Source organism: Kitasatospora sp. NPDC087315, assembly GCF_044744345.1.
Taxonomy (GTDB): Bacteria; Actinomycetota; Actinomycetes; order Streptomycetales; family Streptomycetaceae; genus Kitasatospora.
This window is the reverse complement of the sequence record NZ_JBIUYD010000026.1, coordinates 26,438-52,909: the sequence shown is the minus strand read 5'-3', so window position 1 is coordinate 52,909 and position 26,472 is coordinate 26,438. Positions and strand designations below refer to the sequence as shown.

19 protein-coding genes are annotated in these 26,472 nt (G+C 76.4%); 15 read left to right on the top strand and 4 right to left on the bottom strand.

The window, feature by feature from the left end; genetic code table 11:
• The first annotated feature begins 124 nt into the window (after positions 1–124).
• Genes ACIO5D_RS30945 through ACIO5D_RS30930 form a run of 4 tightly spaced genes read left to right on the top strand, consistent with a single transcriptional unit; the run spans position 125 to position 6,327 of the window.
• Entirely contained in the window at positions 125–1,210 is a 1,086-nt protein-coding gene (locus ACIO5D_RS30945) for a hypothetical protein (protein WP_400799233.1), read from the top strand.
• Positions 1,210–1,872 carry a hypothetical protein gene (locus tag ACIO5D_RS30940; RefSeq protein WP_363609879.1) on the top strand — a complete coding sequence of 221 codons (663 nt, stop codon included), beginning with the start codon at positions 1,210–1,212 and terminating at the stop codon, positions 1,870–1,872. The genes ACIO5D_RS30945 and ACIO5D_RS30940 overlap by 1 nt, the downstream gene beginning before the upstream one ends.
• Positions 1,873–1,876: 4 nt before the next feature.
• A complete protein-coding gene (locus ACIO5D_RS30935) occupies positions 1,877–2,545 on the top strand; it encodes an RES family NAD+ phosphorylase (protein WP_363609881.1) in 669 nt (222 codons plus the stop codon).
• Positions 2,542–6,327 (top strand): CHAT domain-containing protein, encoded by a 3,786-nt coding sequence (locus ACIO5D_RS30930; protein ID WP_400799231.1) that lies wholly within the window; start codon positions 2,542–2,544, stop codon positions 6,325–6,327. The genes ACIO5D_RS30935 and ACIO5D_RS30930 overlap by 4 nt, the downstream gene beginning before the upstream one ends.
• A gap of 49 nt (positions 6,328–6,376) precedes the next feature.
• Here the strand turns inward: ACIO5D_RS30930 and ACIO5D_RS30925 are convergent, their stop codons facing one another.
• Positions 6,377–8,314: a caspase domain-containing protein gene (locus ACIO5D_RS30925; protein WP_400799228.1), complete on the bottom strand. Its 1,938-nt coding sequence runs from the start codon at positions 8,312–8,314 to the stop codon at positions 6,377–6,379.
• A 213-nt stretch (positions 8,315–8,527) separates the two neighbouring features.
• On the opposite strand from ACIO5D_RS30925, the gene ACIO5D_RS30920 reads away from it, so the two are divergent.
• From ACIO5D_RS30920 to ACIO5D_RS30900, 5 genes are all read left to right on the top strand, one after another.
• Entirely contained in the window at positions 8,528–8,998 is a 471-nt protein-coding gene (locus ACIO5D_RS30920) for a hypothetical protein (RefSeq protein WP_363609887.1), read from the top strand.
• Positions 8,999–9,113: 115 nt separating this feature from the next.
• Positions 9,114–10,913: a hypothetical protein gene (locus ACIO5D_RS30915; RefSeq protein WP_400799225.1), complete on the top strand. Its 1,800-nt coding sequence runs from the start codon at positions 9,114–9,116 to the stop codon at positions 10,911–10,913.
• Positions 10,910–11,110: a hypothetical protein gene (locus ACIO5D_RS30910; RefSeq protein WP_363609890.1), complete on the top strand. Its 201-nt coding sequence runs from the start codon at positions 10,910–10,912 to the stop codon at positions 11,108–11,110. Before ACIO5D_RS30915 ends, ACIO5D_RS30910 begins: the two co-directional genes overlap by 4 nt.
• Positions 11,107–11,712 (top strand): hypothetical protein, encoded by a 606-nt coding sequence (locus tag ACIO5D_RS30905; RefSeq protein WP_363609892.1) that lies wholly within the window; start codon positions 11,107–11,109, stop codon positions 11,710–11,712. The genes ACIO5D_RS30910 and ACIO5D_RS30905 overlap by 4 nt, the downstream gene beginning before the upstream one ends.
• Positions 11,713–11,719: 7 nt before the next feature.
• On the top strand, positions 11,720–13,285 hold the full coding sequence (locus tag ACIO5D_RS30900) for an AAA family ATPase (protein ID WP_363609894.1): 1,566 nt from the start codon (positions 11,720–11,722) through the stop codon (positions 13,283–13,285).
• Between the two features lie 64 nt (positions 13,286–13,349).
• On the opposite strand, the gene ACIO5D_RS30895 is transcribed toward ACIO5D_RS30900, so the two are convergent.
• The 3 genes from ACIO5D_RS30895 to ACIO5D_RS30885 all read right to left on the bottom strand — a co-directional run bounded on the left by ACIO5D_RS30895 (position 13,350) and on the right by ACIO5D_RS30885 (position 20,203).
• Complete coding sequence (locus tag ACIO5D_RS30895; RefSeq protein WP_400799222.1) at positions 13,350–16,310, bottom strand: AAA family ATPase; 2,961 nt, start codon at positions 16,308–16,310, stop codon at positions 13,350–13,352.
• Positions 16,311–16,561: 251 nt separating this feature from the next.
• Positions 16,562–16,753 (bottom strand): hypothetical protein, encoded by a 192-nt coding sequence (locus ACIO5D_RS30890; RefSeq protein ID WP_400655376.1) that lies wholly within the window; start codon positions 16,751–16,753, stop codon positions 16,562–16,564.
• 306 nt (positions 16,754–17,059) lie between these two features.
• A complete protein-coding gene (locus ACIO5D_RS30885) occupies positions 17,060–20,203 on the bottom strand; it encodes a type 2 lanthipeptide synthetase LanM family protein (protein ID WP_400799220.1) in 3,144 nt (1,047 codons plus the stop codon).
• Between the two features lie 535 nt (positions 20,204–20,738).
• On the opposite strand from ACIO5D_RS30885, the gene ACIO5D_RS30880 reads away from it, so the two are divergent.
• From ACIO5D_RS30880 to ACIO5D_RS30855, 6 genes are all read left to right on the top strand, one after another.
• Complete coding sequence (locus ACIO5D_RS30880; protein ID WP_400799217.1) at positions 20,739–21,560, top strand: sigma 54 modulation/S30EA ribosomal C-terminal domain-containing protein; 822 nt, start codon at positions 20,739–20,741, stop codon at positions 21,558–21,560.
• Between the two features lie 104 nt (positions 21,561–21,664).
• Positions 21,665–22,075 (top strand): pyridoxamine 5'-phosphate oxidase family protein, encoded by a 411-nt coding sequence (locus tag ACIO5D_RS30875; RefSeq protein WP_400799305.1) that lies wholly within the window; start codon positions 21,665–21,667, stop codon positions 22,073–22,075.
• A 320-nt stretch (positions 22,076–22,395) separates the two neighbouring features.
• On the top strand, positions 22,396–24,138 hold the full coding sequence (gene ctaD, locus ACIO5D_RS30870; protein WP_400799302.1) for a cytochrome c oxidase subunit I: 1,743 nt from the start codon (positions 22,396–22,398) through the stop codon (positions 24,136–24,138).
• A 246-nt stretch (positions 24,139–24,384) separates the two neighbouring features.
• The gene (locus tag ACIO5D_RS30865; RefSeq protein WP_400799214.1) at positions 24,385–24,918 is read left to right on the top strand and encodes a hypothetical protein; all 534 of its coding nucleotides are present in this window, start codon (positions 24,385–24,387) and stop codon (positions 24,916–24,918) included.
• A gap of 141 nt (positions 24,919–25,059) precedes the next feature.
• Positions 25,060–25,791, top strand: coding sequence for a response regulator transcription factor (locus tag ACIO5D_RS30860; protein ID WP_363609905.1), 732 nt, complete (start codon positions 25,060–25,062; stop codon positions 25,789–25,791).
• A 247-nt stretch (positions 25,792–26,038) separates the two neighbouring features.
• The gene (locus ACIO5D_RS30855; protein WP_400655387.1) at positions 26,039–26,467 is read left to right on the top strand and encodes a pyridoxamine 5'-phosphate oxidase family protein; all 429 of its coding nucleotides are present in this window, start codon (positions 26,039–26,041) and stop codon (positions 26,465–26,467) included.
• Positions 26,468–26,472: the final 5 nt, after the last annotated feature.

Here is a 26,472-nt window from a genome sequence, read left to right as displayed (position 1 = left end):
GCCCCGGCCGGGCCCCGACCGGGCTTCGGCCGGGAAACGACCGGTCGGCGACCGGAGGCACCGGTTCAATGGGACGGGTGGCCGCGACTTGTCGGCCCCGACCGGCGGTGCCATTCTGTCCGGCATGCCGCCGAACGACCTCGATGACCATGCGTCGGTTCTGCGGGAGGTACGGGAGGTGCGGCGACTCGGCCTGGTCCGGCTGCGGGACGCGCGGCTGCCGCTGCTGACCCGCGCCGCGGCCGGGAACGCGCCCCAGCCGGGCCGGCCCGCACCCGCCCTCGTCGAACACCTGCTGCGCGCCGCCACGGCCCGGATCGAGGCCGGCTCGCTGCGCACCGCCGCCGAGTACAGCCTCGGCCTGGCGCAGGGCACCCGGGACTGGCCGCCCGCCGACCGGCGCAAGCGGGCCGCCGGCGTCTACGGGGTGAGCGTCGAGCGGTTCCGCAAGCACCACGAGGTGCTCGTCCTGGGTGAGGTCGCCGAGCAGGTCCTGCGCATCGCGGCGGGCGCCGCGACGGGCCCCGCGGCCGGGGAGCGGCCGTTCGCGGCCCGCCACCGGACGCTCCACGTGCGGGCCGGCGGCACGGCCGGGACGGTCACCCTGCATGTGCACCCGGTCGACCTGCTGCGCGACGTCGACGTGGTGGTCTCGCCCGCCAACACCTATCTGGCGCTGCCGGAGGCGTACAAGTCGTCGGTCGCCGCCGCGCTCCGCCGGGCCGGTGCGCGGCGCGGCCCGGCCGGGGACGTCGTCGAGGACCTCGTCCACGACGAACTGCGGGCCTGGGCCGCCCGGAACGGCGTTTCGGGGCGGGCGGTCCAGCCGGGCACCGTGGCCGCGACCGGTGCCGGGGCACTGGAACGGCAGGGCGTGCGCCGGATCTACCACGCGGCCGTCGCGGTGCCCCGGGCGGGGACCAACGACTACGACGTGCTGCCCGCCGACGTCACCCGGGCCGTCGCCCGGGCGCTGGCCCTGCTCGCCGAGGAGTCCGCAGGCTTCACCCCGCCGCTGCGGTCGGTCTGCCTGCCGCTGCTGGGCTCCGGGCGCGGCGGACTGCCGTACGCGGTCAGCCTCGCCGCGCTCTGGGCGGCCGTCGAGGCGGAGCTGGCGCGCGGCGCCGGCTGGGACATCCACCTGGTGGTGCGCGGCGGCGTGGCGGCCGCGCTGGTGGAACGGTTGATGACGACGGGGGGAGGGCCCTGATGGATCCGCAAGCCGTACTGGCGGCGGCCGCGGCCGACTGGGAGCGGCTGGCCGCACTGATCGGCGCCGAGGGGCTGCGACGGCTCGCCGGGCCGCTCGGCGCGATGAGGGACACCGGGACGAGGGACCCGGCGGACGGCCGCCCGGCCGAGGCCGCGGCCCGGCTGCTGCTCGACCTGCTGCCCGCCGACGAGGCCGGCCGGCTGGACCGGGCCGCCGGGGCCAGGTACGCGACCGCGGCCGCCGACGGCACCGCCGCGGACTTCCGCGCGGACGACCTCGCGGTGCTGGTCCTGGACGGGCACCGGATGGTCGGCCCCGTCCTCGGGGAGGTCCGCCGCCGGCTGCTCGCGGCCACCGCGGTGGACCGGGCGGAGCTGGACCGGCTCGGCGGCGACCCGCGGGCCCCCGGACTGCTGCGGCTGGCCGGCCCCGGCGGGCACGAGCGGCTGCCGCGCTTCCAGTTCGACGCCGCCGGCCGGCTCCGGCCCACCGTGCTGGCGGTCAACACCCTGCTCGGCGCCGACCGGGACCCGTGGGGCGTGGCCGACTGGTGGCTGTCGCCCAACGCCTGGCTCGGGGCCGCTCCGGCGGAACTGCTCGGCACCGGCCGGGAGCACGAACTGACCGATGCCGCCGGGTATCTGGCGGAGGGGGAGTAGCACCGTGGTGAACGTCCGACCGCCCCGGGAACTCCCCGGCGCCCCCGCCCGGCTGACCCTGCCCGCCGGTACCCCGCTGTTCCGCCTGCACTCGGCCCGCCGGGCCGCCACGGCCTTCAACCCCGCGCCCGCCGACTGCCTCTACGGCGGCGGCCGGTTCGACGCCACCCGCTGCGACCGGTACGGCTATCTCTACGCCGGGCTCACCGCCGAGTCGGCCGTCTGCGAGTCGCTGCTGCGCTCGGTGCCGTTCGACCCGGCCGGCACGCCCCGTCTGGTGCCGCGGGCCGCCGTGCGCGGGCGGCGGCTCTCCTTCCTGCGGCTGGCCGCCGATCTGGAGGTGCTCTCCCTGCTCACCGGCCGGGACCTGGCGAGCGTCGGCCAGGACTCGTGGCTGGTCCAGGCCGAGGCAGCGGAGTACCCGTTCACCCGGCACTGGGGTCACTGGATCCGTGAGCACTGCGACCCGTGGGCCCAGGCCTTCGTCTGGCCCTCCAAACGGGAACCGGGGGACCGGGTGGTGGTGCTGTTCGGTGACCGCTGCCCCGCCGACGCCCTGGTGCGGGCGGACACCCCGCCCGTCGACCTGGACACCGCCGAGGGCACCCGGTGGCTCGACCTCCTCCTGGAGCCCTACCAGGCCAGGGTCGCCCCGGCGGAGGACGGGCGGTGACCGCCGGGGGCGGCGGGCCGCTGGATCAGGACGGACTGGTGGAGCAGGACGGACTGGTCGGCCTGGTGCTGGAGGCCCGCGCCCTGCGCGCGCGGTACGGCGAGGTCGCGGACGAACCGCCCGGGCGGCGGCGGGAGTTCCTCGACGCGGCGGTGCGCCGGCACGAGGAGGTGCTGCCGCACGCCCGGCCCGGCGGCCCGGAGGCCGCGGAGCTGCACGAGGGTCTCGGGCTGCTGCACTTCGAACGGTACGCCGCCGGCGGCGGGGCGCCCGACGCCGAGCGCTCCGTACGGCACCTCCGGGCGGCGCTCGATGCCGCACCGGAGGACAGCGACCTGCCGCTGCTCCGGTTCGAACTCGCCCGCTCCCTGATGGCGCACGGTCAGGAGAGCGCGGGGCGCGAGCCGTTGGAGGAGGCGCTGGCCCTCCTCGGCCGGGCGGTGGACGACTCCGGCGACGGTCCGGCCGGGCCGCCCCGGTGGCGGCGGGACGCGGTGGCCCGACGGATCGTGATCCGGACGGTGCTGCTCTGGAGCTGGCAGGACGACGGCCAGATCGGGCCCGCGATGGGCGAGTTGGAACCCCTGCTGGCCGAGCCCGGCGCTCTGGACGAGCTGCCCCCGCCCTTCGTCGGCGTCTTCGGCCGGCTGGTCCACGAGCAGGCCGCCCGGCGCGCGGACCCGGCCGGACGGGACCGCGGCATCGGCCTCGTCCAGCTGGCCGTGGAGCGCTGGCGGCCGCAGTGGCACGGACCGGTCGCGGGGGAGGCCGTCCTGCTGGCGATGCTCCAGAAGACCCGCTACGACGAGGACCGCGACCCCGGCCGGCTGACCGCCGTGCTCGACGGCACCACAGGGGCGCTCGCCGCCGAGCACCTGGACCCGGCCCTGCGGCCGGTGATCAGGGCCCTGGACGGCTGGACCCGCCAGGAGCTCGCCGAGCGCGTCCCCGGCTCGGTGGAACCGCCGGCCGCACTGGACCAGGACCTGGGCGAGGCCTTCCGGGAACTGCTCGGCATCGTGGAGGCGGGGGAGACCTTCGTCGGCTTCACCGACGCCGGTGCCAACGCCACCCTGCGGGGGATCGGCGGGCGGGACCGGCTGCGCGCCGAGTTCGAGCGGCTCTTCGCGCAGTGGCGGACCATGGACCCGGCCGACGCGCGGTACGCCCCGTTCGCCCGGCAGCTGCTCGAACTGATCCCCGTCTTGCAGCCGTTGGGCGTCGACGTCCCGCCCGAGCGGGCCGTCGCGCTGTTCCGGGCCGCGGCCGCGGCGGAGCGGGACCCGGCCGCCCTCGGTGTGCTGCACCTCCGCTACGGCCACGTCCGCCTGCTCGCCGGCCTGGCGGGCGACACCGCGGCCCTGGCCGACGCCGTCGAACACCTCGACACCGCGGCCGGCCTGATCCCCGAGACGGACAGCGGGCACCGGGAGGCCCTCGCCACCCTGCGCGCCATGGCCCTGGCCCAGCGCGGACAGGTGACCTCCGGGGTCGACGACCTGGAGGCCGCGATGGCGGCCCTGGCCCGGCAGCGTGAACTCCCGGACACCACGCCGTATCTGCGCCGGCTCCTGGACGCGCAGCTCGCCGGGCTGGAGACGCTCCAGGCCGCCCGGCGCGAGGACCTGCCGACCGCGGAGCGGGCCGTCGCCCGGCTGGCCGAACTGTACGCGGCGCTGGAGGAGGGGGATCCCGCCCGCGGCGAGGTCTGGACCCAGCTGGAAGGCGCCCGGGTGGCGCGGGACCACGTCGCCCGCGCCCTCGGCGTCCCCCCGCGCGCCGAACCGGGGCTCGGCCCTCCCACCCTGGCGGAGCTGCGCGGGCTGGCGGCCCGGCTGCCGCGCGGGCAGCAGGCCTGGGTGCTCGGCGACGGTGGCCTCACCCGGGTGCGGCACGCGCGGGACTACGACCCGAAGCTCCTCGACGAGGCGGCCGAACTGCTCCGGGAGGCCATCGGCCTGACCGACGAGGGCACGGACGACTGGCTGCGCTACACCGGCGCGCTGGGCAGCACCCTCTGCACCCGGGCGGCGGGGCGGGGCGACCGGGCCGGGCTGGACGAGGGCATCGCGCTGCTGGAACGGGCGGCCGAGCTGGCGGGCGGGCCGGAGCACCGGCTCTGGCCGGTCGTCGGCTCGACGCTGGGCCGCGCCTACCGCACCCGCGCCGACCCGGCCGCGGACGACCGCCGGCGCGGGCGGCGGTGCGGGCTGGACGCGGTGCGCGGCTACTCCTGGCTGGCGCTGCTCCAGTCCGGCACCCGGCAGGCCGCCGAGGCCACCGGGCTCGCCACCGACATCGCGCTGGAGGTGGCCGCCTGGTGCCTCGCGGACGACGCGCCCGAGGACGCGGTGGCGGCCCTGGACTCCTGCCGGGGGCTGGTCCTGCACGCCGCGACCACGTCCAGGTCCGTCCCCGAACTGCTGGACGCCGCAGGCCTGCCGGACCTCGCCGGGGAATGGCTGGCCGCCGCGGGCGGGCCCGGTGGGGCGGCCGACGGCGTGCCGAGCGAACTGCGCCGCCGGGTCCTCACCGGTCTGACCGGTGCCGACCACGGGCGGACGCCCGCGCGGCTGCTCGCCACGCCCACCCCGGCGGAGATCGGCGTCGCCCTGGTCACGCTCCGCGCGGACGCCCTGGTCTACCTGGTGCCCGCCTCCGACGACCACCCGGGGGCCGCCGTGCTGGTCACCGCGGACGGTGCGGCGCACTGGCTGCCGTTGCCGCTGCTGCGCGAGGACGCGGCGGCGCTGCGGGCCTATCGCCCGGCCGGCCCGGCGGCCCGTGACCTCGGGCCCGCGCCGTCGGCCGGCGCCCCGTCCGGCCCGCCGCCGTTGCGCCGGCGGCTCGACCGGCTCTGCTCCTGGGCCTGGTACGCGGCGCTGCGGCCGCTGCTGGACCTGCTGGTACCGCCCGCCGGGCGCAGCCGTCCGCCGTCGCTGGTCCTGGTGCCGATGGGCGGGCTCGACGTGGTGCCCTGGCACGCCGCCTGGTCGGAGCCGGAGACGGCGGGCCGGCGCCGGTACGCCCTGGAACGGGCCGAGATCTCCTACGCGGCCTCGGCCCGCCTGTTCTGCGACGTCGCCGCCCGCCCGGCCGTCCCGCACGACGGCAGCGCGCTCATCGTCGGTGACCCGACCGGGGACCTGTGGTACGCGGGCGAGGAGGCCGACGCCGTCCAGCGGGTCTTCTACCCGCGCGGCGCCTTCCACGGCCGCCGGGCCGGGGCGGGTGCGGCCGGGGTGGACGGCCCGGGCACCCCGGCGGAGGTGCTCGGCTGGCTGCGCTCGGGGGCGGGCGCGGGCGGCGTCCTCCATCTGGCCTGCCATGCGACGGTGGCGGCCAACCAGCACCACAGCTCGTATCTTCTGCTGAGCGGCGGGGAGCTGGCGGCCGAGGAGCTCACCGGGGCGGCCGGGCGGCCGGCAGGCGGGCTCGAACTCGTCGTGCTCGCGGCCTGCCGCAGCCATGTCTCGGGGCGCGGCCGCAATGAGGCGTACAGCCTGGCGACGGCGTTCCTGGTGGCCGGCGCCCGTTCGGTGGTCGGCTCGCTGTGGCCGGTGCCCGACGAGGCGACCTCGGTGCTGATGTTCATGACGCACCACTTCCTCCGGGTGGAGGCCGAGCCGCCGGGACGGGCGCTGCGGCGGGCCCAGCTCTGGATGCTGGACCCGCACCGCAGACCGCCGCCGGGCATGCCGGCGGAGCTGGCCGCGCGGTCCGCGGCGGTGGAGCCGGACGACCTGTCGGCCTGGGCCGGGTTCACCCATCTCGGCCGGTGAACCACGGCTGGCCCGGCACGGCCTCGGCCCGGTCCCGGCCCGGGACGCCTCAGCCCGGGACGACGGTGCGCAGCGCGAGGGTCAGCGCCGCCCACCGGCCGGCGGCCGGTGGGCGCGCCGGGCCCAGGTCGCGGGTGCCGGCCGGCGGGGCGGGGCGGAACACGCCGTCGGCCCCGTCGGCCGTGCCCCGGTCGGCCGGCCCGTCCTGTTCCCAGGCTCCGAACTGGAAGGGCAGGGTGTTCAGTTCGCCCTCCGCGACGATGAGCTTGAGCCAGTCCCTGGCCTGGGCGCCGGGCCGCGGCGGCCGGCCGGGCGGCAGTCGCAGGTGCACCGGCTCGCCGTCCAGCGCGTGGCCGGTGCCGCCGGGCGCGACGAAGTGGCCGGGGAACAGGGCCGGGGAGCTGGCGTAGCTGTCGGTGAGGTTGAGCAGAACGCACCAGAGCGGACGGCGGCGCGAGCGGTTGCGGATCCGGACCGAGACCCGTGGTTCGCGCGGTCCGTCCGGGCCGTCGCCGTAGTGGCAGAGGATCTCCCCGGAGCCGTCGGGTGTGACGGCCGCGGCGCCGTCCCAGGGCACGACCTCGATCCGGGCGAGCGAGCCGAAGGACGGGTCCGGATTGGCGAGGTCCCGCAGCTGGTGCCAGCGGGCCAGGTGGACCAGGCAGCGGGCGATCCGCCGGGCGTCGTCGGCTCCGGCCAGCGGGAGCGGCGGGACGGCGGGCGAGCCGTCGCGCAGCAGGATCCGGGCCCGGCCCTCGTGGACCGTCACCCGCAGCAGGGTCCCGCTCGCGGCCGCGGCCCGCGGGACGGTCCGCAGCAGCGGCGAGGGCCGGCCGCCCAGGCCCGCCGAGGCGAGCGCCGCGGCCAGCCGGGCCACCGCCCCGGACCGGGCGGCGGGAGCCTCCAGCAGGACCGAGACGGGCGGCAGGGCGAGCGCGGAGAGCGTCACCGGGTGGGCGACGGCGGGGTCGGGGCCCGGCCCGGACGGGTCGGCCGGCTCGACCAGGGTGCGCTCGGCGTGGACCTCCCGGGTGGCCAGGACGCACGGCGGCGTGCCGTCGGAGGGCAGGGTGGTCCACTCGGTGGCCAGGCCGGCGCTGCCGGTGGGCAGTCCGTGGCCCGCGCCGCAGTCCACCTGCCAGCCGGAGCCGCCGAGGCTCAGCAGGTACGGGCCGGGTCGGTGCGGGGCGCCGCCGAGCAGCGGGCGGTCGGCGGGGCCGCCGGCGTCGGTCGGCCAGAGCACGGGGTGCTGGCGGTCGCCGGAGCGCTGCACCCGGGCGTGGGCGGCCGCGAGGAGCCGTCGGCAGCTGAGCGCCGGGCCGCCGTGTTCGCCGAGCGCGCCGAGCAGGGCATGGGTGAAGACCCCGTGCCGCCGTCCGTCGAACCAGTCCTCGTAGGCGGGCTGGTTCAGCCGGGCGGCCGCCAGCAGGACGTGGCCGGGGCCGGGGCCGGCCGTCGGGCCACCGCCTGCCGCGCGGACGGGGGCCGCGACGGGCGCCGACGCGTGCCAGGACGGGTCCGGGGGCAGATACCGGGGCGTACCCGCCGCGTTCCGGGTGGCGCCGCCGGCGAAGCAGCAGTCCAGCACCGCGGTGACCTGCGCGCCACCGGCCGCGACCCCGTCCAGCAGGGGCCGTAGCAGTTTGTCCGGCAGCGGGCCGTCGGCGCAGACCAGGGCCTGGCAGCGGCCGGTCGGCTCGATCCGCTGCTCCTCGGCCGTGGCGGCGAACTCGGTGCCGTGGCCGGAGAACCAGAACAGCGCGGTGTCCCCGGGACCGGCCTGCCCCAGGTGTTCGCGGATGCCCGCCACGACGGACCCGAGGGTGGCCGCCCCGTCCAGCAGCGAGCGGGCGCGGACCTCGACGCCGCGCTGCCGGCGCAGCCAGGTCCCGGCGGCCGCCACGTCGTTGACGCAGCCGCCGAGAGCGGGCCAGTCGGCCGACGGGTACGTGTTGATGCCCACCAGGAGTGCGTAGACGGTCGTCATGGGCAGAGTCTGGCAGGCGCGTTGGGTGCGCCGGGGCGCGGACCGGGGTGTGCACCGGGCGGAACGCGGTTGTCTCCTGGTCGTCTCCCGGTCGTCTCCCGGGCAAACGGTGCCCCTCACCAGGCGGGCTTCGCAATGATGGGGGCGATCACTATTCTTCTCCACCGCGCCGTCCGACCGGACGCGCGGTCGCAGGACCAACTCGGGGGATCCATGGCCAGTTTCGAACAACCCCGGCGGGTCGTCCGCCCGGTGCCCACGGAGCAGGACGGGACCGGCCTGCGGCCGCCGGTGCGGACGAGCCCGCCCCGGCCCGTCGCGGCGGGCGAACGGCTGAGCCGCCGGACGGACGAACTGCTGGACGCCGTCGCCCGGTTGGACGCCGGGCTGGAGCCGGGCGCGGCGCGGGACCTGGCGCGGTGGCTGGCGGACCGGTACGGCAGTGCCCACGGCGGTGTGCCGCTGGGCTTCCTCGCCACCTGCCGGCTCGGAGCGCCCTACGTCGACCACCAGTTGACGCTCGATCACGCGGTGCTGCGGCACTTCGCGCCCGGTGACCCGGTGCCGGAGCCGTTCCGGGCCGCGCGGATGCTGGTGCGCACCGGGGCGTACGCCTATGTCGAGGTGTACAGCGACGGCCTGCTCCTGCCGGTGTTCGCCGACGGAGGGGTGGTCCGCCCGTGAGCCCGTGCCGCACCCGCGGGTTCCTCGTCCGCCCGCGCCACGTCCGCCCGTGCTCCGAACGCCCGGGCCCCGAACGCCCGCGCCACGCACCGGAGCGCCGTCGAGGGGGAGCCGTATGAACGAGATCGACTTCGTCCTGCGCCGCCAGCTCGCGGACGTCGACCGGCAGGTCAGATACGTCCAGGAACAGGTCGGCGGGCTGGTCGGGAAGGTCGACGCGGTCGGCGCCGCCCAGCACCGGGCGCACGGCGAACTGCGGCAGCTGCGCGACGACTTCCTCGCCTTCGTCCGGCAGTTCGAGCTCTCCTCCAACGTGCAGCGGGCCGAGACCAGGATCGGCGTCATCCAGGACGAGATGGACCACCGGTTCGGCCACCACCGGACCGTCCGGCGCACGGCCGTGGGCATGCTCCAGGCCTTCGACCTCGGGGTGGTCTCCGAGGAGACCGTCCGCGCGGTCAGCGAGCAGCTCATGATCCAGACGCCGCGCTACTGGCTCGCCCCCGCCCTGGTCGCCCTCGCGAGCTGGGCCGCCGACGACCCGGGGCTCTGCGACCGGGCCGTCGAGGAGGCGTTCCGGCGCTCCCCGGGCCGCACCTCGCTCTTCTTCGCCCTGGTGCTGCGCCGGCAGGGCCGCCTGGACCCGGCCGCCCGCTGGCTGCGGCACCACCTGCTCGCCCAGGACCCGGCGGCGCTGGGCCGCGAGTTCACCGTCATCCTGGAATCCGTGGCGCAGGGGGCGTTCGGTCCGGCCAGCCGCGCCGTCCTGGCGGACACCATGACGGTCTGGCACGAGCGGCTCGAAGCCGACCCGGGGGCCAGGACCGCCCAGGTCCGCCGCTGGCGGGCCGCGCTGGACGCCCTGCCGACGCCCGCCGGTGGCGGCGAGTTCCCCCGGCTGGCCGCGGTCTCCCCGCAGTGGCCGCAGCTGGGCGCCGCGCTGGGCGCCGCACGGGCGCAGCGGACCGTCCTCGACACCTACCGCGCCGTCATGACCGGGGAGCCGACGTCCCACCCCCGGCTGCTGGACGCGATCGACGACATCCTGGACCGCCTGGTCGGCGAGTACGACGCCGAGGAGCTGCCGCTGCGGCGCGACCTCGCGCTGCAACGGGCCGTCGTGGAGCACGACGGGGACGTGGACGCCGCCCGGCAGGCCGTCGCCGTGAACGCGGCGGGTCTGGAGCCGGCCATGGACCTCCTCAGCCTGCAGTCGACCGCCGCCCTCACCCCGGCCGCGATCGGCGCCTCGCCCGCCACCCGGCGGCTGGCCGTCGCGGCCTGCCGGGAGTGGTTCACCGAGGCGCACGCCGGCTTCGGTCGCGACTACCGGATGGCCCAGCCGTCCGACGTCCAGGTCGTCCTGGGCACCGCCCCCGGGCCCGCCCCGGCGGGGCCGCGGATCCCCCCGTGGACCGGCTCGCTCAACACCCCGCAGGCCGAACTGGAACAGTCGCTCGGCCGGCACTGGGACGAGCACACCCGGCCCCTCGTCCAGTCGCTCGTCTTCCCGCTCCGCCGCCACCTGCTGCTGCTCGGCGGCGTCCTGCTGGCGATCGTCCTGCTGCTCGGCGGCGCGGACGCCGCCCGCGCCGCCGGTCTCGCGACCGTGGTCGGCGGGATCTGGGGCGTCCTGCTGTACGTGCGCCACCGGCGGTCCGCCACCGCGCTGGCCGCCGCCCGCAAGGCGCTCGCCCACAGCCGGGAGGAGGCGTTCCGGGACCTGCGCGCGGCGGCGGCCGAACTGACCGACTGGCAGAGCGCCTTCCGGGCGGCCGACGCCGTCGAGGCCGAGGTCAGGGCGATGCTGGCCGACCTGGCCACGGCCGGCCACGCCCGGAACCCCTACGACGGGCGCTCCGTCCGGCCGGACGCCTCCGGATCGTCCCACCCGCCGCGAGGAGGCACCCGGTGACCGACCACCAGCCGAACGTCCCGCCGCCGCCGCGCCGGCCGCCGACCACCCCGTGGGCGGCCGCGCCCCGGGCCGGTGGTCCCGAGCCCGCCGCGCCCGCCACCGGCCGGCTGCGCCGGATCGTCGACCGGCTGCCGGACTGGGAACCGCTGCCGCCCGGCGAGGCCCTGGTCCGCCGGCCCGGCAGCGCGTCATGAGGTTCCGCCGGACCGCCCGGCAGCCGCGGCAGGCGCCGCCCGGCGGCGAGTACCAGCGCTGGGCGGACTACCTGGAACGCTGGTCCGAGGGCGCGCCGGAGGACCCGGACGGCCTGCCGGCGCTCGACCCGGCGCGCTACCCGGCCGACACCCTGGCGCGGCTGGCCGGGCGGATCTCCGAGGCGCTGGGCGCGCGGTTGCAGGGCTGGTCCGACGCCCTGGTGTCCGCGCTCAACGCGACCGGCGACGAGTTCGCGTTCGGCCGGGCGCTCACCCAGGCACGTACCGGGCTGCACCGGATCCGCGCCCTGGCGGCCCACCCCGGTCTGCCCGAGGACCTGCGCACCCGGCTGACCGCCACCGTGGACGAGCAGGTCCGGCGTGTCCAGGAGGACCTGGAGCGGGGCCTCGACCGCCGCAGCGCCGCGGGCCGGGACCCGGGGTGGGTCGAACAGCGCCGTCGCACGCTGCGCGACAACCCGCTCACCGCCGTCCTCGCCCAGCGGCCCCCGGCCGACCCGGCCGGCTGGGCCTACGACCACGCGGCGGCCCCGGGCCGCCGCGTCGTCCCGGGCACCCCGCCCCGCCCACCGAAGGACTGACGCCACCATGCCGAACTACGCCGAGAGCCTCGCGGACCTCGACAGCTACCTCACCGCGCGGGTGCCGGTCATCGGCCTGCGCAGCATCGAACAGCAGCGCGCGCTGCGGCTGGTGACGGAGATCGCCACCCGGCCGCGCCGCAGCGGCCAGCAGTTCTGGATCTACACCAGGGCGACCGGCCTGCGCGATCTGCGGACCAACAGCACCGTCCAGGACGACCGCTCGCTGACCGGGGCGATGGAGTTCGCCGCGGCCCAGTTCACCAGCCGGGCGCAGGCCACGCTGATCCTGGTGGATCCGGACGGCCTGGAGAACGACACCCCGTTCACCCGCCATGTCGCCGAGCTCGCCCGGCTCGCCGACGCCAACGCGGGCTGCATCGTGCTGATCACCGACAGCCCGATCTGGAGCGGCCTGCAACGGCTCGGGATGAGCCTGCAGCTGGACCTCCCCGACGCCGACGAGATGTACCGCACCGTCACCGGCTTCCTGGACGACCACCGCGGCGTGGTGCCGATCGACTGGAGCGAGGACGACGCCCGGCGGGCGGCCGAGTTCCTGATCGGCGTCACCGAGGCGGAGGCGGTCAACCTGATGGCGACCGTGGTCGCCCGCGGGGCCGTCCGGCGGGAGGACGTGATGGTGCTGGCCAGTGCCAAGGACCGGATCTTCAGCGATCTGGCCGGGCTGGAACGGGTCCAGCTCAAGGACGCCGACTACGCGGTCGGCGGGCTCGCCAGCCTGCGGGCCTGGCTGGACCGCAAGCACCGGCTGATGCACGCCGACCTGCGCGGCAGCGGGCTGCGGCCGCCGCGCGGCGTCCTGCTGGTCGGTGTGCCGGGGTGCGGCAAGTCGCTCTCGGCGAAGGCGATCGCGTCCCAGTGGCGGCTGCCGCTCTACCGGCTGGACATGGCGAGCATCCACGGCAAGTACCTCGGCGAGTCCGAGGGCCGGATGCGGGAGGCGCTGGACACCGCCGACCGGGTGTCGCCGTGCGTGCTGTGGATCGACGAGATCGAGAAGGGGCTGGCGGGCCGCAACGACGGGACGGGCGTGCCGCAGCGCGTCATCGGGCACTTCCTGTTCTGGCTCCAGGAGTCGCGGTCCCGGGCGTTCGTCGTCGCCACCGCCAACGACGTCCGGGGGCTCCCCCCGGAGCTGCTGCGCAAGGGGCGCTTCGACGAGCTGTTCTTCGTCGACCTGCCCGACCCGCAGGACCGCCGGGAGATCATCGAGCTGTACTACCGGCGCTACCTCAAGGCCGAGCCGGCCGGCGACCAGGTGGACCTGCTGGTGGACCTCTCCGAGGGCTTCGCCGGGTCGGACATCGAGGCGGCCCTGCACGAGGTCGGCGCCGAGGTGTTCCTCAACGGCGGCGCCGAGCGGCTGAAGCCCTCCTTCGTGCTGGACACCTTCGCCAACACCACACCGTTCAGCCGGACCAACCCGGAGCGGATCGAGGAGATCCGCGCCTGGGGCCGTGACCGGGCCGTCCCGGCGGGGCGTTCGACGGTCGCCGGGCCGGCCGGGCCGGCCACCGGCGGCCGGCGGGTGGTGTTCATGGGGGACTGACCGGGCCGCCCCCCGTCCGGCTGCCCGGGCGGGCCTGCCGGATCCGGTGCGCGCCGCCCGGCCGCTACCCGCGGGTGTCGAGTTCGGCCGCGAGTTCGCAGAGCGCCGCGCGGTCCGGGCGGCCGGTCTTGCCGAGCAGGTTGGCCATGTGCTTCTCCACGGTGCGCGGCGAGATGGACAGGTTCCGTGCGATCTGCTGGTTGCCGGGCCGGTCCGCGAGCATGACGAACACCTCGTACTCGCGCAGCGTCACCCCGCAGGCCCGCAGCCGGGCCGGGATCTGGTCCCGGCCGCCGCGGTGCTGGGCGACGCTGGCCCCGGCCCGGCGCAGCAGTGCCCGGCAGGCCCCGGCCACCGGCTGGATCTCGGTGTCGTGGAAGTACTCCTCGGCGGTGCGCAGCCAGGACACCGGGTCGCCCCAGCCGTCGGCGAGCGCGGCCTCCGCGGTGAGCCGCAGCGCCAGGTGGTGGGCGAGCGGGAACGGCCCGGCCGCCGCGCGGGCCTCCTCGACCGCGCGGGCGGCGTCGTCCCGGCGGCCCTCGCGGCCGAGCAGGACGGCGTCGGCGAACCCCAGGAACTGGCGGTTCCAGGCGAGTTCGGCGGCCGGGGCGGCGGCGGCCTTCTCGAAGTCGGCGCGTTCCCAGGCGCCGTCCGTGACCTCCAGCAGCGGGTGCAGTCCATGCCGTCCGGCCAGGTAGAAGACGCTCGGGTGCTCCTCCTCCCAGGCGAGGCCGGCGGCCAGTTCGGCCCGGGCCCCGGCGCGGTCCTCGGCCAGCAGCGCGCCGACGGCCCGGCAGAGGCCGTACCGCAGCGGCATCAGGAGCGACTCCTCGCCGCCGGCCTGCCGGAACCGGGCCAGCTCGCGCTCCATCTCGCGGCCGCGGCCCAGGTGGGCGGCGAGGGTGGCGGAGGTGAGCAGCAGATAGCGGTGCGCGGAGAGGTTGCGCAGCCGGGCGGTGGCGTCCAGGCAGCGGTCGATGATCTCCCGGCCGGTGCGCCACTCGCCGCGCAGGACGGCGTTCATGGCGAGCAGCCCGTCCACGGTCTGGGTGAGGACGATCGCGCCGAGCCCGGCGGCGGCCTCCCTGGCCCGTTCGAGCCGGGCGCCGTCGCCGGTGCGCATGAAGGCGTTGGCGCCCAGGCGCAGCAGCGCCTCCACCCGCCAGACCGGCAGGGCGTGGGCCTCGGCGACGGCCAGCATGCGCTCCAGGCAGGCGTCGGCCGCGTCGAAGCCGCGTTCGCGGGCCAGCAGGGCGAGCAACTGCCAGGCCTGGCAGGCGACCACCGGAAGGCCGGCCCGCTCGGCCACCTCGGCGGCCCGGCGGGCGCGCCGCTCGGTCTCGACGAGCCGGCCGCGCCCGTCCGTCCCGCCCTGGCTCTGGTCGGGGAACAGCGCCAGATGGCCCTCCACCACGGCGAGGGCGGCGTCCTGTTCGGGGCGCGGGCGGGTGCCCGAGAGGGCCCGGGCGGCGGCGATCTGCGGGACGGCCTCGGTGATCCGCTCGACCATCACGGCCACCCAGGCGAGCCGGGTGTGCAGGTGGATCCGCCGGTCGACGGCGTCGGAGCGGCCGGCCGCCGGGTCGGCGTGGACCGGCGGAAGGGTGCGGACCAGCTCGAACGCCCGGTCCAGCTGCCCGGATTCGGCCAGGGCCAGCAGCAACCGCTCGGTGACGGCGGCGCGTTCGGCGTCCCCGGCGAGCTCGTGCGCGCGTTCCAGCAGTACCACGGCGGACCCGGCGGCGCCCGCCTCCAGCACCCGCCGTCCGGCCTCGGCGAAGTGCACGGCGGCGCCGGCCCGGTCGCCGCTCGCCAGCAGCAGGGAGGCGACCAACTGTCGCCTTTCGTCCATGAGTTCGGGATCGGCCCGGATGATCGCCCGGGCCGCCCGGCGGGCCACGGCGGCCCGTTCGGCGGGTGCCAGGGCGGCGGTGACGGCGTCGGCGGTGAGCGTGTGCCGGAAGGCGTAGCGGTCGGGAGCGGCGCCGTCCGGCACGATGACATTGGCCTCGGAGGCGGACCGCAGGTTGCTGAAGAGCGTCCGGTCGTCGTACCCGGTGATCAGCTGGACGGTGGCCACCGAGAACCGGCTGCCCAGGGTGGCGGCGGTCAGCAGCAGTTCGCGCACCTGCGGGTCGAGCTGGTCGATCCGCCGGCCCCAGCTGCGGACGATGGTGCTGGGCACCCCGGTGCCGAGACCGCCGATCACCTGCCACCGTCCGTCCTCGCGCCGCAGTGCCTCCGAGGCGAGCATGTCGGCGAGCAACTCCTCGACGAGGTAGGGGGATCCGTCGGCGCGCTCGACCAGCTGGTCCAGTACGGCCGCGGGCACCTCGGCGATCTCGGCCTCCAGGACGGCGGCGGCCATCGCCCGGACGTCGGCGGGCGGCAGCGGCCGCAGCTCCGCGACGGCGGCCGCCCGCCGCCGCTCGGCGGCCCGGACCAGGTCCAGCGCCGGGCCCGGCTCCGCCCGCAGGGTGCCGACCAGCAGCACCGGCAGGCCCGCCAGGTTGTCGACCAGGTACTCCAGGACGGCGACCGTCTCCGCGTCGGTGTCGTGCAGGTCCTCCAGCAGCAGGACGCAGCCGTGCTCCCGGCCGAGCACCGCCAGCAGCCGCAGCAGCGCCTCGGCGAGCTCGACCACCGTCTCCGGGTACGCGCCCGCCCCGGCGGCCGCGGCGGCCTCACCGCGCCACTCCGGCACCAGCCGGGCGAGCGCGGGACGGTACGGGTCCAGCTCCGGGTCGGAGGGCGTCCCGGAGGCCCGGAAGCGCGAGGAGAGCGCCTCGATCAGCGGCCGGAACGGTGTCACCGTCCCGGTCGAACTGCCCCGGCCGCGCAGCACCGGCAGGCCGAGCCCGTACGCCTGGAACGCGCACTCCCCGGCCAGCCGGGACTTGCCGATACCGGCCTCGCCGAGCAGGAAGACCGCCCGTCCGGACCGCTGCCGGGAGGCGGCCAGCGCGCTGCTCAGCAGGCTGGTCTCGGCTGCCCGGCCGACGGTGATCGACGAAGTGGTCCGCATGGCCGCAGGCTACTTGACGGCCCATCCGTTCTGTAGGGTATTGAACCGGCCACTGCGCGGGCACACGGTCGTCACAGGTCGATTACCGTGCGCCCGCATCAGGGGCGCCCCGGTCCGCTCCGCCACCGGGGCGCTGCCCGGTCCCCGGTGGCGGACGGCCGGCCGCGTCGTCGCGGGCGGACCGCCCGGTGGGCGTCGCGGGGAGTCCCCGCGGTGCCGGCGACGTCGTCGGGTGCCCTCGTCGGCGCAGGTCAGATCGGTACGGTCATGGTCGGGAACTCGAAGACCGGCGGCACCGCGCCCCCGCCCCCGGCCAGCAGCTGGGAGCGCAGGCCCAGCCCGCCGCCCGCCCGCAGCCGGATGTCACCCGCGGGGTGGTCGACGGCCTCGTCCGGCCGGCCCTCCGGCCGCTTCCAGCTCAGCACCAAGTCGCTGTCGTTCATGCGTTCCTCTACTCCCATTCGTCGTTGAAGTGAGTGGTTTCCAGGGGGTGGTACCGGAGCAGGCCCCGGTACCCGGGCGAGGGTGCTCGCCCGCCGCGCCGGCCCGCTCGTACGGACTCGTGCTCGGCGGCACCCGGCCGTACCGAGTCCTGCCGAGTGCCGCTGGGTCGTACCGAGCCGTACCGAACGGTGAACGGTGGAGCGGTCAGTGCGGCCCGCGGGCCGGTGTCGGTCGAGTGGCAGGGGTGGTCACGAGGGCCGGTGGCCGGGGCGGCCGCGGGGCCGGGGTGCCGGGGCGGCGGGCGGTCACGGGGCCGGGCGGGCCGGTGCGGGCGCCCGGGGGCGGAGCAGCAGGGCCGGCGGCACCCGCTCGGGGAAGCCGAGCCGCAGCAGTCCGTGCCCGATCCCGGCCAGCCCGGTGAGCAGACCCGGATGCGGGACGAACTCCGGGGTGCCGCACCGCGGCCCGTCCTGGTCCACCCCGGCCAGCAGCGCGCCCGCCCGCCGTACCCAGGGCGTCCGCCCGGACGGCGGCCCGCCGCGGCCGAGCAGCTCCAGCACGCCCAACTCGCCGTGGCAGAGGCTGTGGTCGGGCAGCGGCGCGGCGCGCGCGGTGTTCCGGACGGCACGCTGCGCCCAGTCGGCGAGCCCCTGGTCGGCCAGGGCGGCCGGGCTGTCGGTGACGGCGAGCGCGGTGCCGGGCCGGCCGCGGCACCAGGAACCCTCCCGGGACCGGAGGGCGGTGGCGGCGCGCAGGGCGGCCAGGCCCGCGTGGTGGTACGGCCCGCCGGCGGGCTCCGCGGCGGCCTCGGCGAACCGCAGCAGCGCCCAGCCGACGCCCGCCGAGCCGTGGGCGAAGCCGGTGGCGGCGGGTGCCGGTGCGGCGGTGAGCCGCTCCGCGCACAGGGCGGCGGCCCGGAGCGCCTCGGACCGGCCGGTGGCGGAGTGGACGGCGAGCATCGCCGCCAGCCCGCCGGCCGTGCCGCTGTGCACGCCGGTGTCGGTCTCGCGCTCGGCGGCGGCCGCGGTGAGCGCCACCGCGGGGCCGGTCCACTGCCGGATCAGCGGGTCGTCCAGGGTGCGGGCGATCTCGGTGAGCGCGTAGGCGATGCCGCCGAGCCCGGCGAACGCGCCCGAGCCGACGGCGGCCGGCCCGTCGGGGTGCCCGCCGAGGGTCTCCAGCAGGGCGGGGAGGGGGGCCAGCGCCCGGCGGGCCACCTCGGCGTAGCGGTCGGAGCCGGTGAGCTCGGCGAGTTGGGCCAGGAACAGCGCCGTGCCGGTGTACCCGCCGGCCAGGTCGGCGCCGAGCGGCCGGACCCGCCAGTACCGCTCGGCGAGCAGCTCCAGGCCGAGCCAGTTGGTGCGGGACCGGCCCCGGTAGGCGAGGGCGACCAGCTGGTCGCCCACCCCCCGTGCGGCCGTGAGGAGTTGCTCGGGCTCGGGCGCGGTGGCCCAGACGTTCTCGGGCACCGGCCGCCCGGGCCGGTGCGCGGGGGTGCCGGCGGCGCCCGCCATGGCCGCGCGGATGATCCACTCCTGGTCCTTGCGGTCCACGCCGCCCAGCGCGGCGAGTTTCGCCTCGGCGCGCGCCAGCCCGGGCTCGCCCAGCTCGCCGGGGAGCCGGAGCCCGGTGGCGGTCCACAGGTCGCGGCTGCCGGGACGGGTGGTGAACAGCGGGACGTCACCGGCCCACAGGTCGGTGAGCTCGTGGTCGGCCAGCCCGGGGCGGCCCGGGTCGCCCACCGCGTCCGTCCGCAGCAGTTCCAGGACGGCGCTCCGGGCGGCGGCGTCGCGCAGGACGTCCGGGTGGGTGGACTCGTCCAGCAGCCGCGCGTAGACCCGGGTGGCCCGCGGTACGACCCGCACCTCGTCCCCCGCGAAGGCGTTCAACAGGCCCTCCGGCCCGACGAGTTGGTCGCGGCCGGCGGCGAGCGCCGCGTAGCCGGCCCGGAAGCCGGCCACCAGCTCCTCGGTGTACCCGGCCGGATCGACGGGCGCGCCGCCCAGCCGCGGCCGGTTGCGGGCCTCGCCGAACGGGCGGGCGCGCCGCACCAGCCGCATCTCGTCGGTGCCCGCGCCCGCCCAGTCCACGCCTTCCACCGGGGACGAGGCCGGCCGGCCGCCGCTGCCGCCGCCGATCCCGGAGACGTCCACCGCGCCGTCGTCGCCCAGCAGCAACTGCGGTAGCAGCCCCACCCGGTGGACGGAGCCCTGGAGCGCCCGGGCCGCCGGATCCTCCCCGGGGCCGGCCGGGGCCGACGGGTGGAACAGCGTCTCCACGTCCACCAGCACCGGCTGGTCCCCGCAGGCGACCAGGTTCTCGAAGTGCAGGTCGGTGCCGTCCAGGACGTGCAGCAGGGCCAGCAGCGCGCCCTGCCGCCGGTAGAACCGCTCGACCTCGTACCCGGTGTGGCAGGGCCGCGCCTCGGCGTACTCCGTCCAGCCGTAGCCGACCCGGTCGAGCACGGCGAGCGCGCGCAGCCGGGGCACCCCCGGCTGCGCGTTGTACCAGCCGAGCAGGCCGTTGAAGTGCCGGTGCGCGGCCGGGGGCCGGGGGCGGTGGACGACGGCGGTGCCGTTGGCGAAGTGCAGCACCGCGACCGTACGGCCGCGCCGGTGGCGGTCGCCTGCCTCGGACTCCAGGGCCACCAACGGCCCGGGGTCGGTGCCGCGCAGGAGTCCGGAGACCAGCAGCGGCCGGTCGGCGGCGAAGTGGAGGAGCAGTTCGGCGTGCGCGTCGGCGGTGTCCAGGCAGGTCTGGGCGAGCAGCCGGGCCAGTACCGGGTACTCGCGCAGCAGGGCGGCGAGCCCCTCGCGGCGGGCGGTGAGCGCCAGGAAGGAGCGGAACCGCTCCTGCGGGGTGCCGCCGCTGAGCCGGCCGCTCACCCGGGCCACGTTCAGCTCCAGCACCAGCGTGCGGGCGGCGATCCGGCTGAGCCGCCCGGTGAGCCGGGCGGTGAAACCCGCGCGGAGGGCGGGCAGGTCGAGGTGGTCCCCGGCCCGGACGTCGCGGGGGAGCGCGGCGAGCAGCCGGACCAGGGCGCGCTCGGCGAAGGGCGCGAGGACGAGGGCGAAGCCGCTGAGGCCCGGGTACCCGACCCTCGGCACGATGGGCCGCACGGGTGCGGCGGCGACGGCGGCCTCGGTGAACGCGGCCCAGTCGGGACGGGTCCCGGGGACCGGCTGAGCAGGCGTCAGCCCGCGCTGCCACCAGGGCGACCGGGTGGCGCGGCCGGTCCGGCGCCGAACCGGCAGCGCGCGGGCCGGGAGCTCACGCGCGGGGAGTTCGCGCACCGGGAGGTGGGGTGCCTGGAGGCCGCGCGTCTGGAGGCCGTGGACCGGGGGCTCGCCGGGCATCGGAGTGTGCGGGGTCGGAACGGCTGCGGTGGCCACCGGTGCGACCGGGCCCTGAACCGGTACGCCGCCCCCGTCGAGGCGCGCTCTGCGCACGGCGTTCACCTCAGCCACCACCGCACCTCCGATGCCGGGAGGGGGCGCGCTGCCGTCGAAGACGCTGCCCCCCGGTGCTGATCCTTGCCCCGGCGTGGCCACCGGGGCATGGGGGACCGGCCCCCATCTTTGTGACGTTCGGCCCGCATGATCCGGGGCCGGACGCCCGGGTCGGGCGGGATGGCCCGGCTGCGGCCGGTCGGTGGCGGCTCGGTGGTGGGTCGGGGACGGGTCGTGGCAGGGACATGGACGGCGGGCGGCGGGGCGGTGACGGGATGACGACAGGGCGGTGACGGGACGGTTCAACGGCCCTGATGGGGCCGTTCGGCCCTTGTGGGCACCGCGCGGTGGCGGGAGGGTGATCGCCGCGTGGGTATGCGGGCCGGCCGGGGGCCGCCGTGACCGGCGGGGCCGTACCCGGTACGGGGAGCGCCCCGTGCGGAACGGGCCCGGTGGTGCGCGAAACGGATTCGGCAGTACGTGGAACGGGCGTGGCAGTACGTGGAACGGCGTGGCGGAACGGGAGAGGCCTGACATGGGCGAACTGGTCACGGTGCAGGTGTGTGAGGGAATATCGCGGAACTTCGCGATCGACGCCAAGGCCCGGGTCGCGGCCGTGGTGTGCGGCGCGGACGCCCTCGTCGAGGCACTGCGGGTACGGGTCGGACTGGTCGGCGCGGCGACCGTGCTGGCGCAGGTCAACGCCGAGGTCGACGGCCGGCGGATCCGCGTCCAGGAGGCCGCCGCCGACCTCGGCGAGGCCCTGGACCGGCTGGCCGACGGGCTGCGCGGCCGGATCGCCGCCGTGACCTCGGGCTGGACGCCCAGGCCCTGGCCCCGCCGGGTGCGCGGAAGGGGGCTGCTGGCCACCGTCCCCGCGCAGGGCGCCGCACCGCGCGCCGAACGGCTGCTCGTACCCGTTTCGGCGGGCGGACCGGGCGACCACCCGCGCGCCGAAATCCCCTACGCCGCCGGGGTGCAGGACATCGTCCGGCGCAAGCAGGCGGGCCTGGTGTGGTGTTCACCCGACGCGGCGGCCCGGACCATGGACGCGATGGACTTCGACATCCACCTGTTCACCGATCCGGCCACCGAGACCGATGCCGTCGTCTACCGGGTCGGGCCCACCGGCTACCGGCTCGCCCGCACCGCGGCCGCCGGGCCGCCCAGCCGGTCGAGCGTCCCGCTCACCCTCAGCCCCTGCGGCGCACCCGAGTTGACCGAGCCGGAGGCCGTCGACCGGCTCGCCGCGGCCGATCTGCCCTTCCTGTTCTTCGCCCAGCCGGGCACCCGGCGCGGCCGCGTCCTGTACCGGCGCTTCGACGGCCGGCTGGGCCTGATCGCGGCCGCCTCGTGAACGACGAGGTCGTCCGCCGCCGGCTCCGGGCGCTGCGCCGCTCCGGCGGCCGGCCACCCGCCCGGTCGTTCCCGCCGGTCGGCGAGGCCCCGCCGCGCCACCTCGTGCCCATCGAACGGGCGGAGGCGATACGGCTGTTGGGGAGTGTGCCGCTGGGCCGGATCGTGTTCACCGCGCGTGCCCTGCCGGCCATCCGCCCGGTCAACCACCTGCTCGTGGACGACGCGATCGTCATCCGCACCCACGACGGTGCGGCGCTCACCACGGCGACGCTCGGCGCGGAGGCGGCCGGTGTCGTGGTGGCGTACGAGGCCGACGCCATCGACCCGGTGACCCACCTCGGGTGGAGCGTGGTCGTCACCGGCTTCGCCCGCGCGGTCACCGATCCCGGTCAACTCGCCCGCTACCGCGCGCTGCTGCGGCCATGGGTGAATGCCTCCATGGACCACACCGTGGCCATCCAGCCCGACCTGGTGACCGGCTACCGGCTCACCGCGGGCGCCGCCGCCTCGTAGCGCGCGGCGGGAGCCCGGTAGGGCTTTGACCGGTTCCGGAGCGCACCGGTGCGCACCCGGGGGAGAGCCCGACTCCCCGGTGCGCACCGGTGCTTCGGCATGTCCGGAGCCGACCGCGGCCGCCCGGCGGGGGCTCCGGCGCGCGCCTGGCGGAGGGCCCTGGTCGGGGTCCCGAACGCAGGCCCACCGGCCCCGGTCGGCTGGGCCCAACGGCCCTAGGGCGCAAGGCCGTCGAGTTCTGATCATGGATCGCCATCCATCCGCAGAAGTTTCGAAGGAGTGCGTCCTTGAGCGCCATCGAGGCAAAGGGCGACAGCGCGCTGCCGCCGTCCGCCGCCAGGCCGGGGGGAGTCCGGGTCAGAAGGCCCGGCTCGTCCGTGGTCAGGCTGCTGACGACCACCGACCACAAGACGATCGGCTCCATGTACCTGGTGTCGTCGTTCGGGTTCTTTCTGATCGGCGGCATTCTCGCGCTGGTCATGCGCGCCGAGCTCGCCCGGCCGGGGACGCAGATCCTCTCCAACGAGCAGTTCAACCAGGCCTTCACCATGCACGGTTCGGTGATGCTGCTGCTGTTCGCCATGCCGCTGTTCACGGGCTTCGCCAACTGGATCATGCCGCTGCAGATCGGCGCCCCGGACGTCGCCTTCCCGCGGCTGAACATGCTGGCCTACTGGCTCTTCATGTTCGGCTCGCTGATCGCCGCGGCCGGCTTCGCGACCCCGCAGGGCGCCGCCGACTTCGGCTGGTTCCTCTACGCGCCGCTCTCCGACGCCATCCACTCGCCGGGCGTCGGCGCCGACATGTGGATCATGGGCGTCACGCTCTCCGGCTTCGGCAGCATCCTCGGCGCGGTCAACTTCATCACCACGATCATCTGCATGCGCGCCCCGGGCCTGACCATGTTCCGGATGTCCATCTTCTGCTGGAACGTGCTGCTGACCTCCGTCCTGGTGCTCATGGTCTTCCCGGTGCTGGCGGCGGCGCTGCTCGCGCTGGAGTGCGACCGCAAGTTCGGCTCGCACGTCTTCGACCCGGCCAACGGCGGGGCGATGCTCTGGCAGCACCTGTTCTGGTTCTTCGGCCATCCGGAGGTCTACATCCTGGCGCTGCCGTTCTTCGGGATCGTCTCCGAGGTCATCCCGGTCTTCTCCCGCAAGCCGATGTTCGGCTACGCCGGCCTGATCGCCGCCACCGTCGCCATCGCCGGCCTCTCGGTGACGGTCTGGGCGCACCACATGTACGTCACCGGGCAGGTGTTGCTGCCCTTCTTCTCCTTCATGACCTTCCTGATCGCGGTGCCCACCGGGGTGAAGTTCTTCAACTGGGTCGGCACCATGTGGAAGGGCTCACTCAGTTTCGAGACGCCGATGCTCTGGACGGTCGGCTTCCTGGTCACCTTCCTCTTCGGCGGTCTGACGGGCGTTCTGCTGGCGGCCCCGCCGATCGACTTCCACGTCTCGGACTCGTACTTCGTCGTCGCCCACTTCCACTACACGCTGTTCGGCACCGTGGTGTACGCGATGTTCGCCGGCTTCCACTTCTGGTGGCCGAAGATGACCGGCAAGATGCTGGACGAGCGCCTCGGCAAGATCACCTTCTGGACGCTGACCATCGGCTTCCACTCCACCTTCCTGGTGCAGCACTGGCTGGGCGCCGAGGGCATGCCGCGCCGTTACGCCGACTACCTCGCGGCGGACGGGTTCACCGTGCTCAACACGGTGTCCACCATCGGCTCGTTCCTGCTCGGCCTGTCGATCCTGCCGTTCCTCTACAACGTCTGGAAGACCGCCAAGTACGGCGAGAAGGTCACCGCGGACGACCCGTGGGGCTACGGCCGCTCGCTGGAGTGGGCCACCTCCTGCCCGCCGCCGCGGCACAACTTCGTCACCCTTCCGCGGATCCGCTCCGAGTCCCCGGCCTTCGACCTGCACCACCCGGAGATCGCCGCCCGCGACTTCCTGGACAACAACGGCGAGCCGGCCAAGCACCTGGTCGGCGTGACCCCGGCCAACTACGACAACCCGGAGCTGCGCCGGGCGCCGAAGAAGCTGGACGGCTGACAGCCAACGGATGACGGATAACAGATTTCAACGTCTGTCATCTGTTATCTGTTGTCCATCACCGCGCCGGCCGACCCGGCACGGCGGCCCCGCGCCGCCCCCTGACGCCGTCCCCGCCCGTTTCGATGCCCCCGGGCGGGCGGGGACGGCTCCTCCTCGACCTGGCGGACACCCCGGCCCAGGTCCCCCATCACCGGCCCGCCCCGAGCAGGCGGCGCCGAACCCCTCGGCTGAGGAGCGAAAGGCATGTCCCACACCGTCCTGGCCATCGGCACGGCCGCGATCACGGCGTCCGGCTGCGTCTGGTACCTGCCCGCCATCTCCGACCTCCAGGCGGGCGACGACCGCCCCCGGTCGGCCCGCACCGCCGCCGCGGCCTGCATCGTCTGGTGGGCGGGCATGGCGCTCGCCGACGGACTGCTGCTGGTCGTCCCCGACTGGCAGCCCGCCGCGCAGGTCGCCCTCGCCGGCCTCGTCGCCGGCGTCATCCTGCGCGTCCGGGCCCTCTGGTACCGCCGGGTCGAGCGGCACGAGGACGGACTGCGCTGGGCGATGCTCGACGCCGGGCCCGCGCCGAAGTCCCCGCGCCCGGCCGCCCTGACCTTGCTGGGCTGGCTGCTCGTCGGCCTGGCGATCTCCTCGCTCGGCGCGGTCTCCATCCTGATGGCCGGGGGTGGCTCGTTCGCCCCCCGTGTCGCCGCCGCGGCCGGCAGCGCGGTGGCGGTCTCCACCGCCTTCCTCCTGATCGGCCTCGGCAACGTGCGCCGGTACCGGCACTGACCCCGGCCGCGGCCGCAGCCGGAACCAGGTCCGAGGCCCCGGCGAATGGGGCCGTTGGGCCCTGGGCCGCCGCGCGTCGATCGGCGATGATGCCGTAGTCCCGAAGCAGTGTGCCGGGCGCGAGGAAGGTGGAGCCGCGACATGGCGAGCGAGACGACCGGTACCGAGACGCCGGCACCGGTCAGGGTGTTCCTGCTGGACGACCACGAGGTGGTACGCCGGGGAGTCCACGACCTGCTGGACTGCGAGCCGGACCTCGAGGTGGTCGGCGAGGCCGCCACCGCCGAGCAGGCCCTCGTCCGCGTCCCCGCGCTCCGCCCGGACGTGGCCGTCCTCGACGTCCGCCTCGGCGGCGACAGCGACGGTGTGGCCGTCTGCCGTGAACTGCGCTCCCGGATGCCCGATCTGGCCTGTCTGATGCTGACCTCCTTCGACGACGAGGAGGCGCTGCTCGACGCCGTGATGGCGGGCGCCGCCGGGTACGTCCTGAAGCAGATCAGCGGCACCGACCTGGTCGCCGCCGTGCGTACCGTCGCCTCCGGCCGCTCGATGCTCGACCCCGGCGCGGCGACCCGCCTGCTCAACCGCCTGCGCAGTGACGCCGAACCGGAGCAGGCGACCACCGGCGGGCCGGAGCTGACCGTGCGCGAGCAGGAGGTGCTGGCGCTGATCGGCGAGGGCCTGACCAACCGGCAGATCGGCGAGCGGCTCTACCTCGCCGAGAAGACGGTGAAGAACCACGTCTCCCGCCTGCTGGCCAAGCTCGGCGTGGAGCGGCGGGTCCAGGCGGCGCTGATCGCCACCGAACTGCGCCAGCCGGCCGCCGCCCCGCAGCCGGCGCACCAGCGCTCCTACGGGGGCCTCCGGGGCTGACCCGGGGGAGCGCGCCGCCCCGTCGGCCGTGCACGCGGACCGGGGTCCGCGGCGGGCAGGTCCTCACCGGTGAATCCGCCGGTGAGGACCTGCCCGTTTCCGTGTCCCCATCGGCCCCGCCGCCGTGTCGGGGACGGTGGCGGGGCCGACCGGGGGCGGGCGTCCCGGCGGATCGGGGCCGGTCGGGACGGTTCACAGGACCATCGGCCCTCCCCCCGGCCCGGCCCGGCGAGTGACCATCGCTGGCATGAACCCCGATCTCGCAGCGTCGTCCCCGCAGGTGGAACCGGACGTGCAGCCGTGGCCGCTCGGCGTCCGGGACCTCGACGAGGCTCGGGCGATGGAACTGCTGGCCGGTACGGAGGTGGGCCGGGTCGTCTACACCGTCGGCGCCCTCCCGGCCGTGCTGCCGGTGCGCTTCCGGCTGGACGCGCGCGGAGGTGTGCTGCTGTCGGCGCGGGCCGGCTCGGAACTGGTCCGCGCGGTGGACGGCGCGGTGATCGCGTTCGAGGCCGACGAGGTGGACGGCGTGGACGGCACCGGCTGGTGCGTCACCGTCCTCGGCCGGGCCCAGGTGGAGCCGGCCGGGGCGGCCCGCCGTGCGGACGCGCATCGGGTGCAGATCCGCATCGGGGCGGAGCTGGTCGTCGGGCGGCGGCTGACAGCTGACAGATAACAACT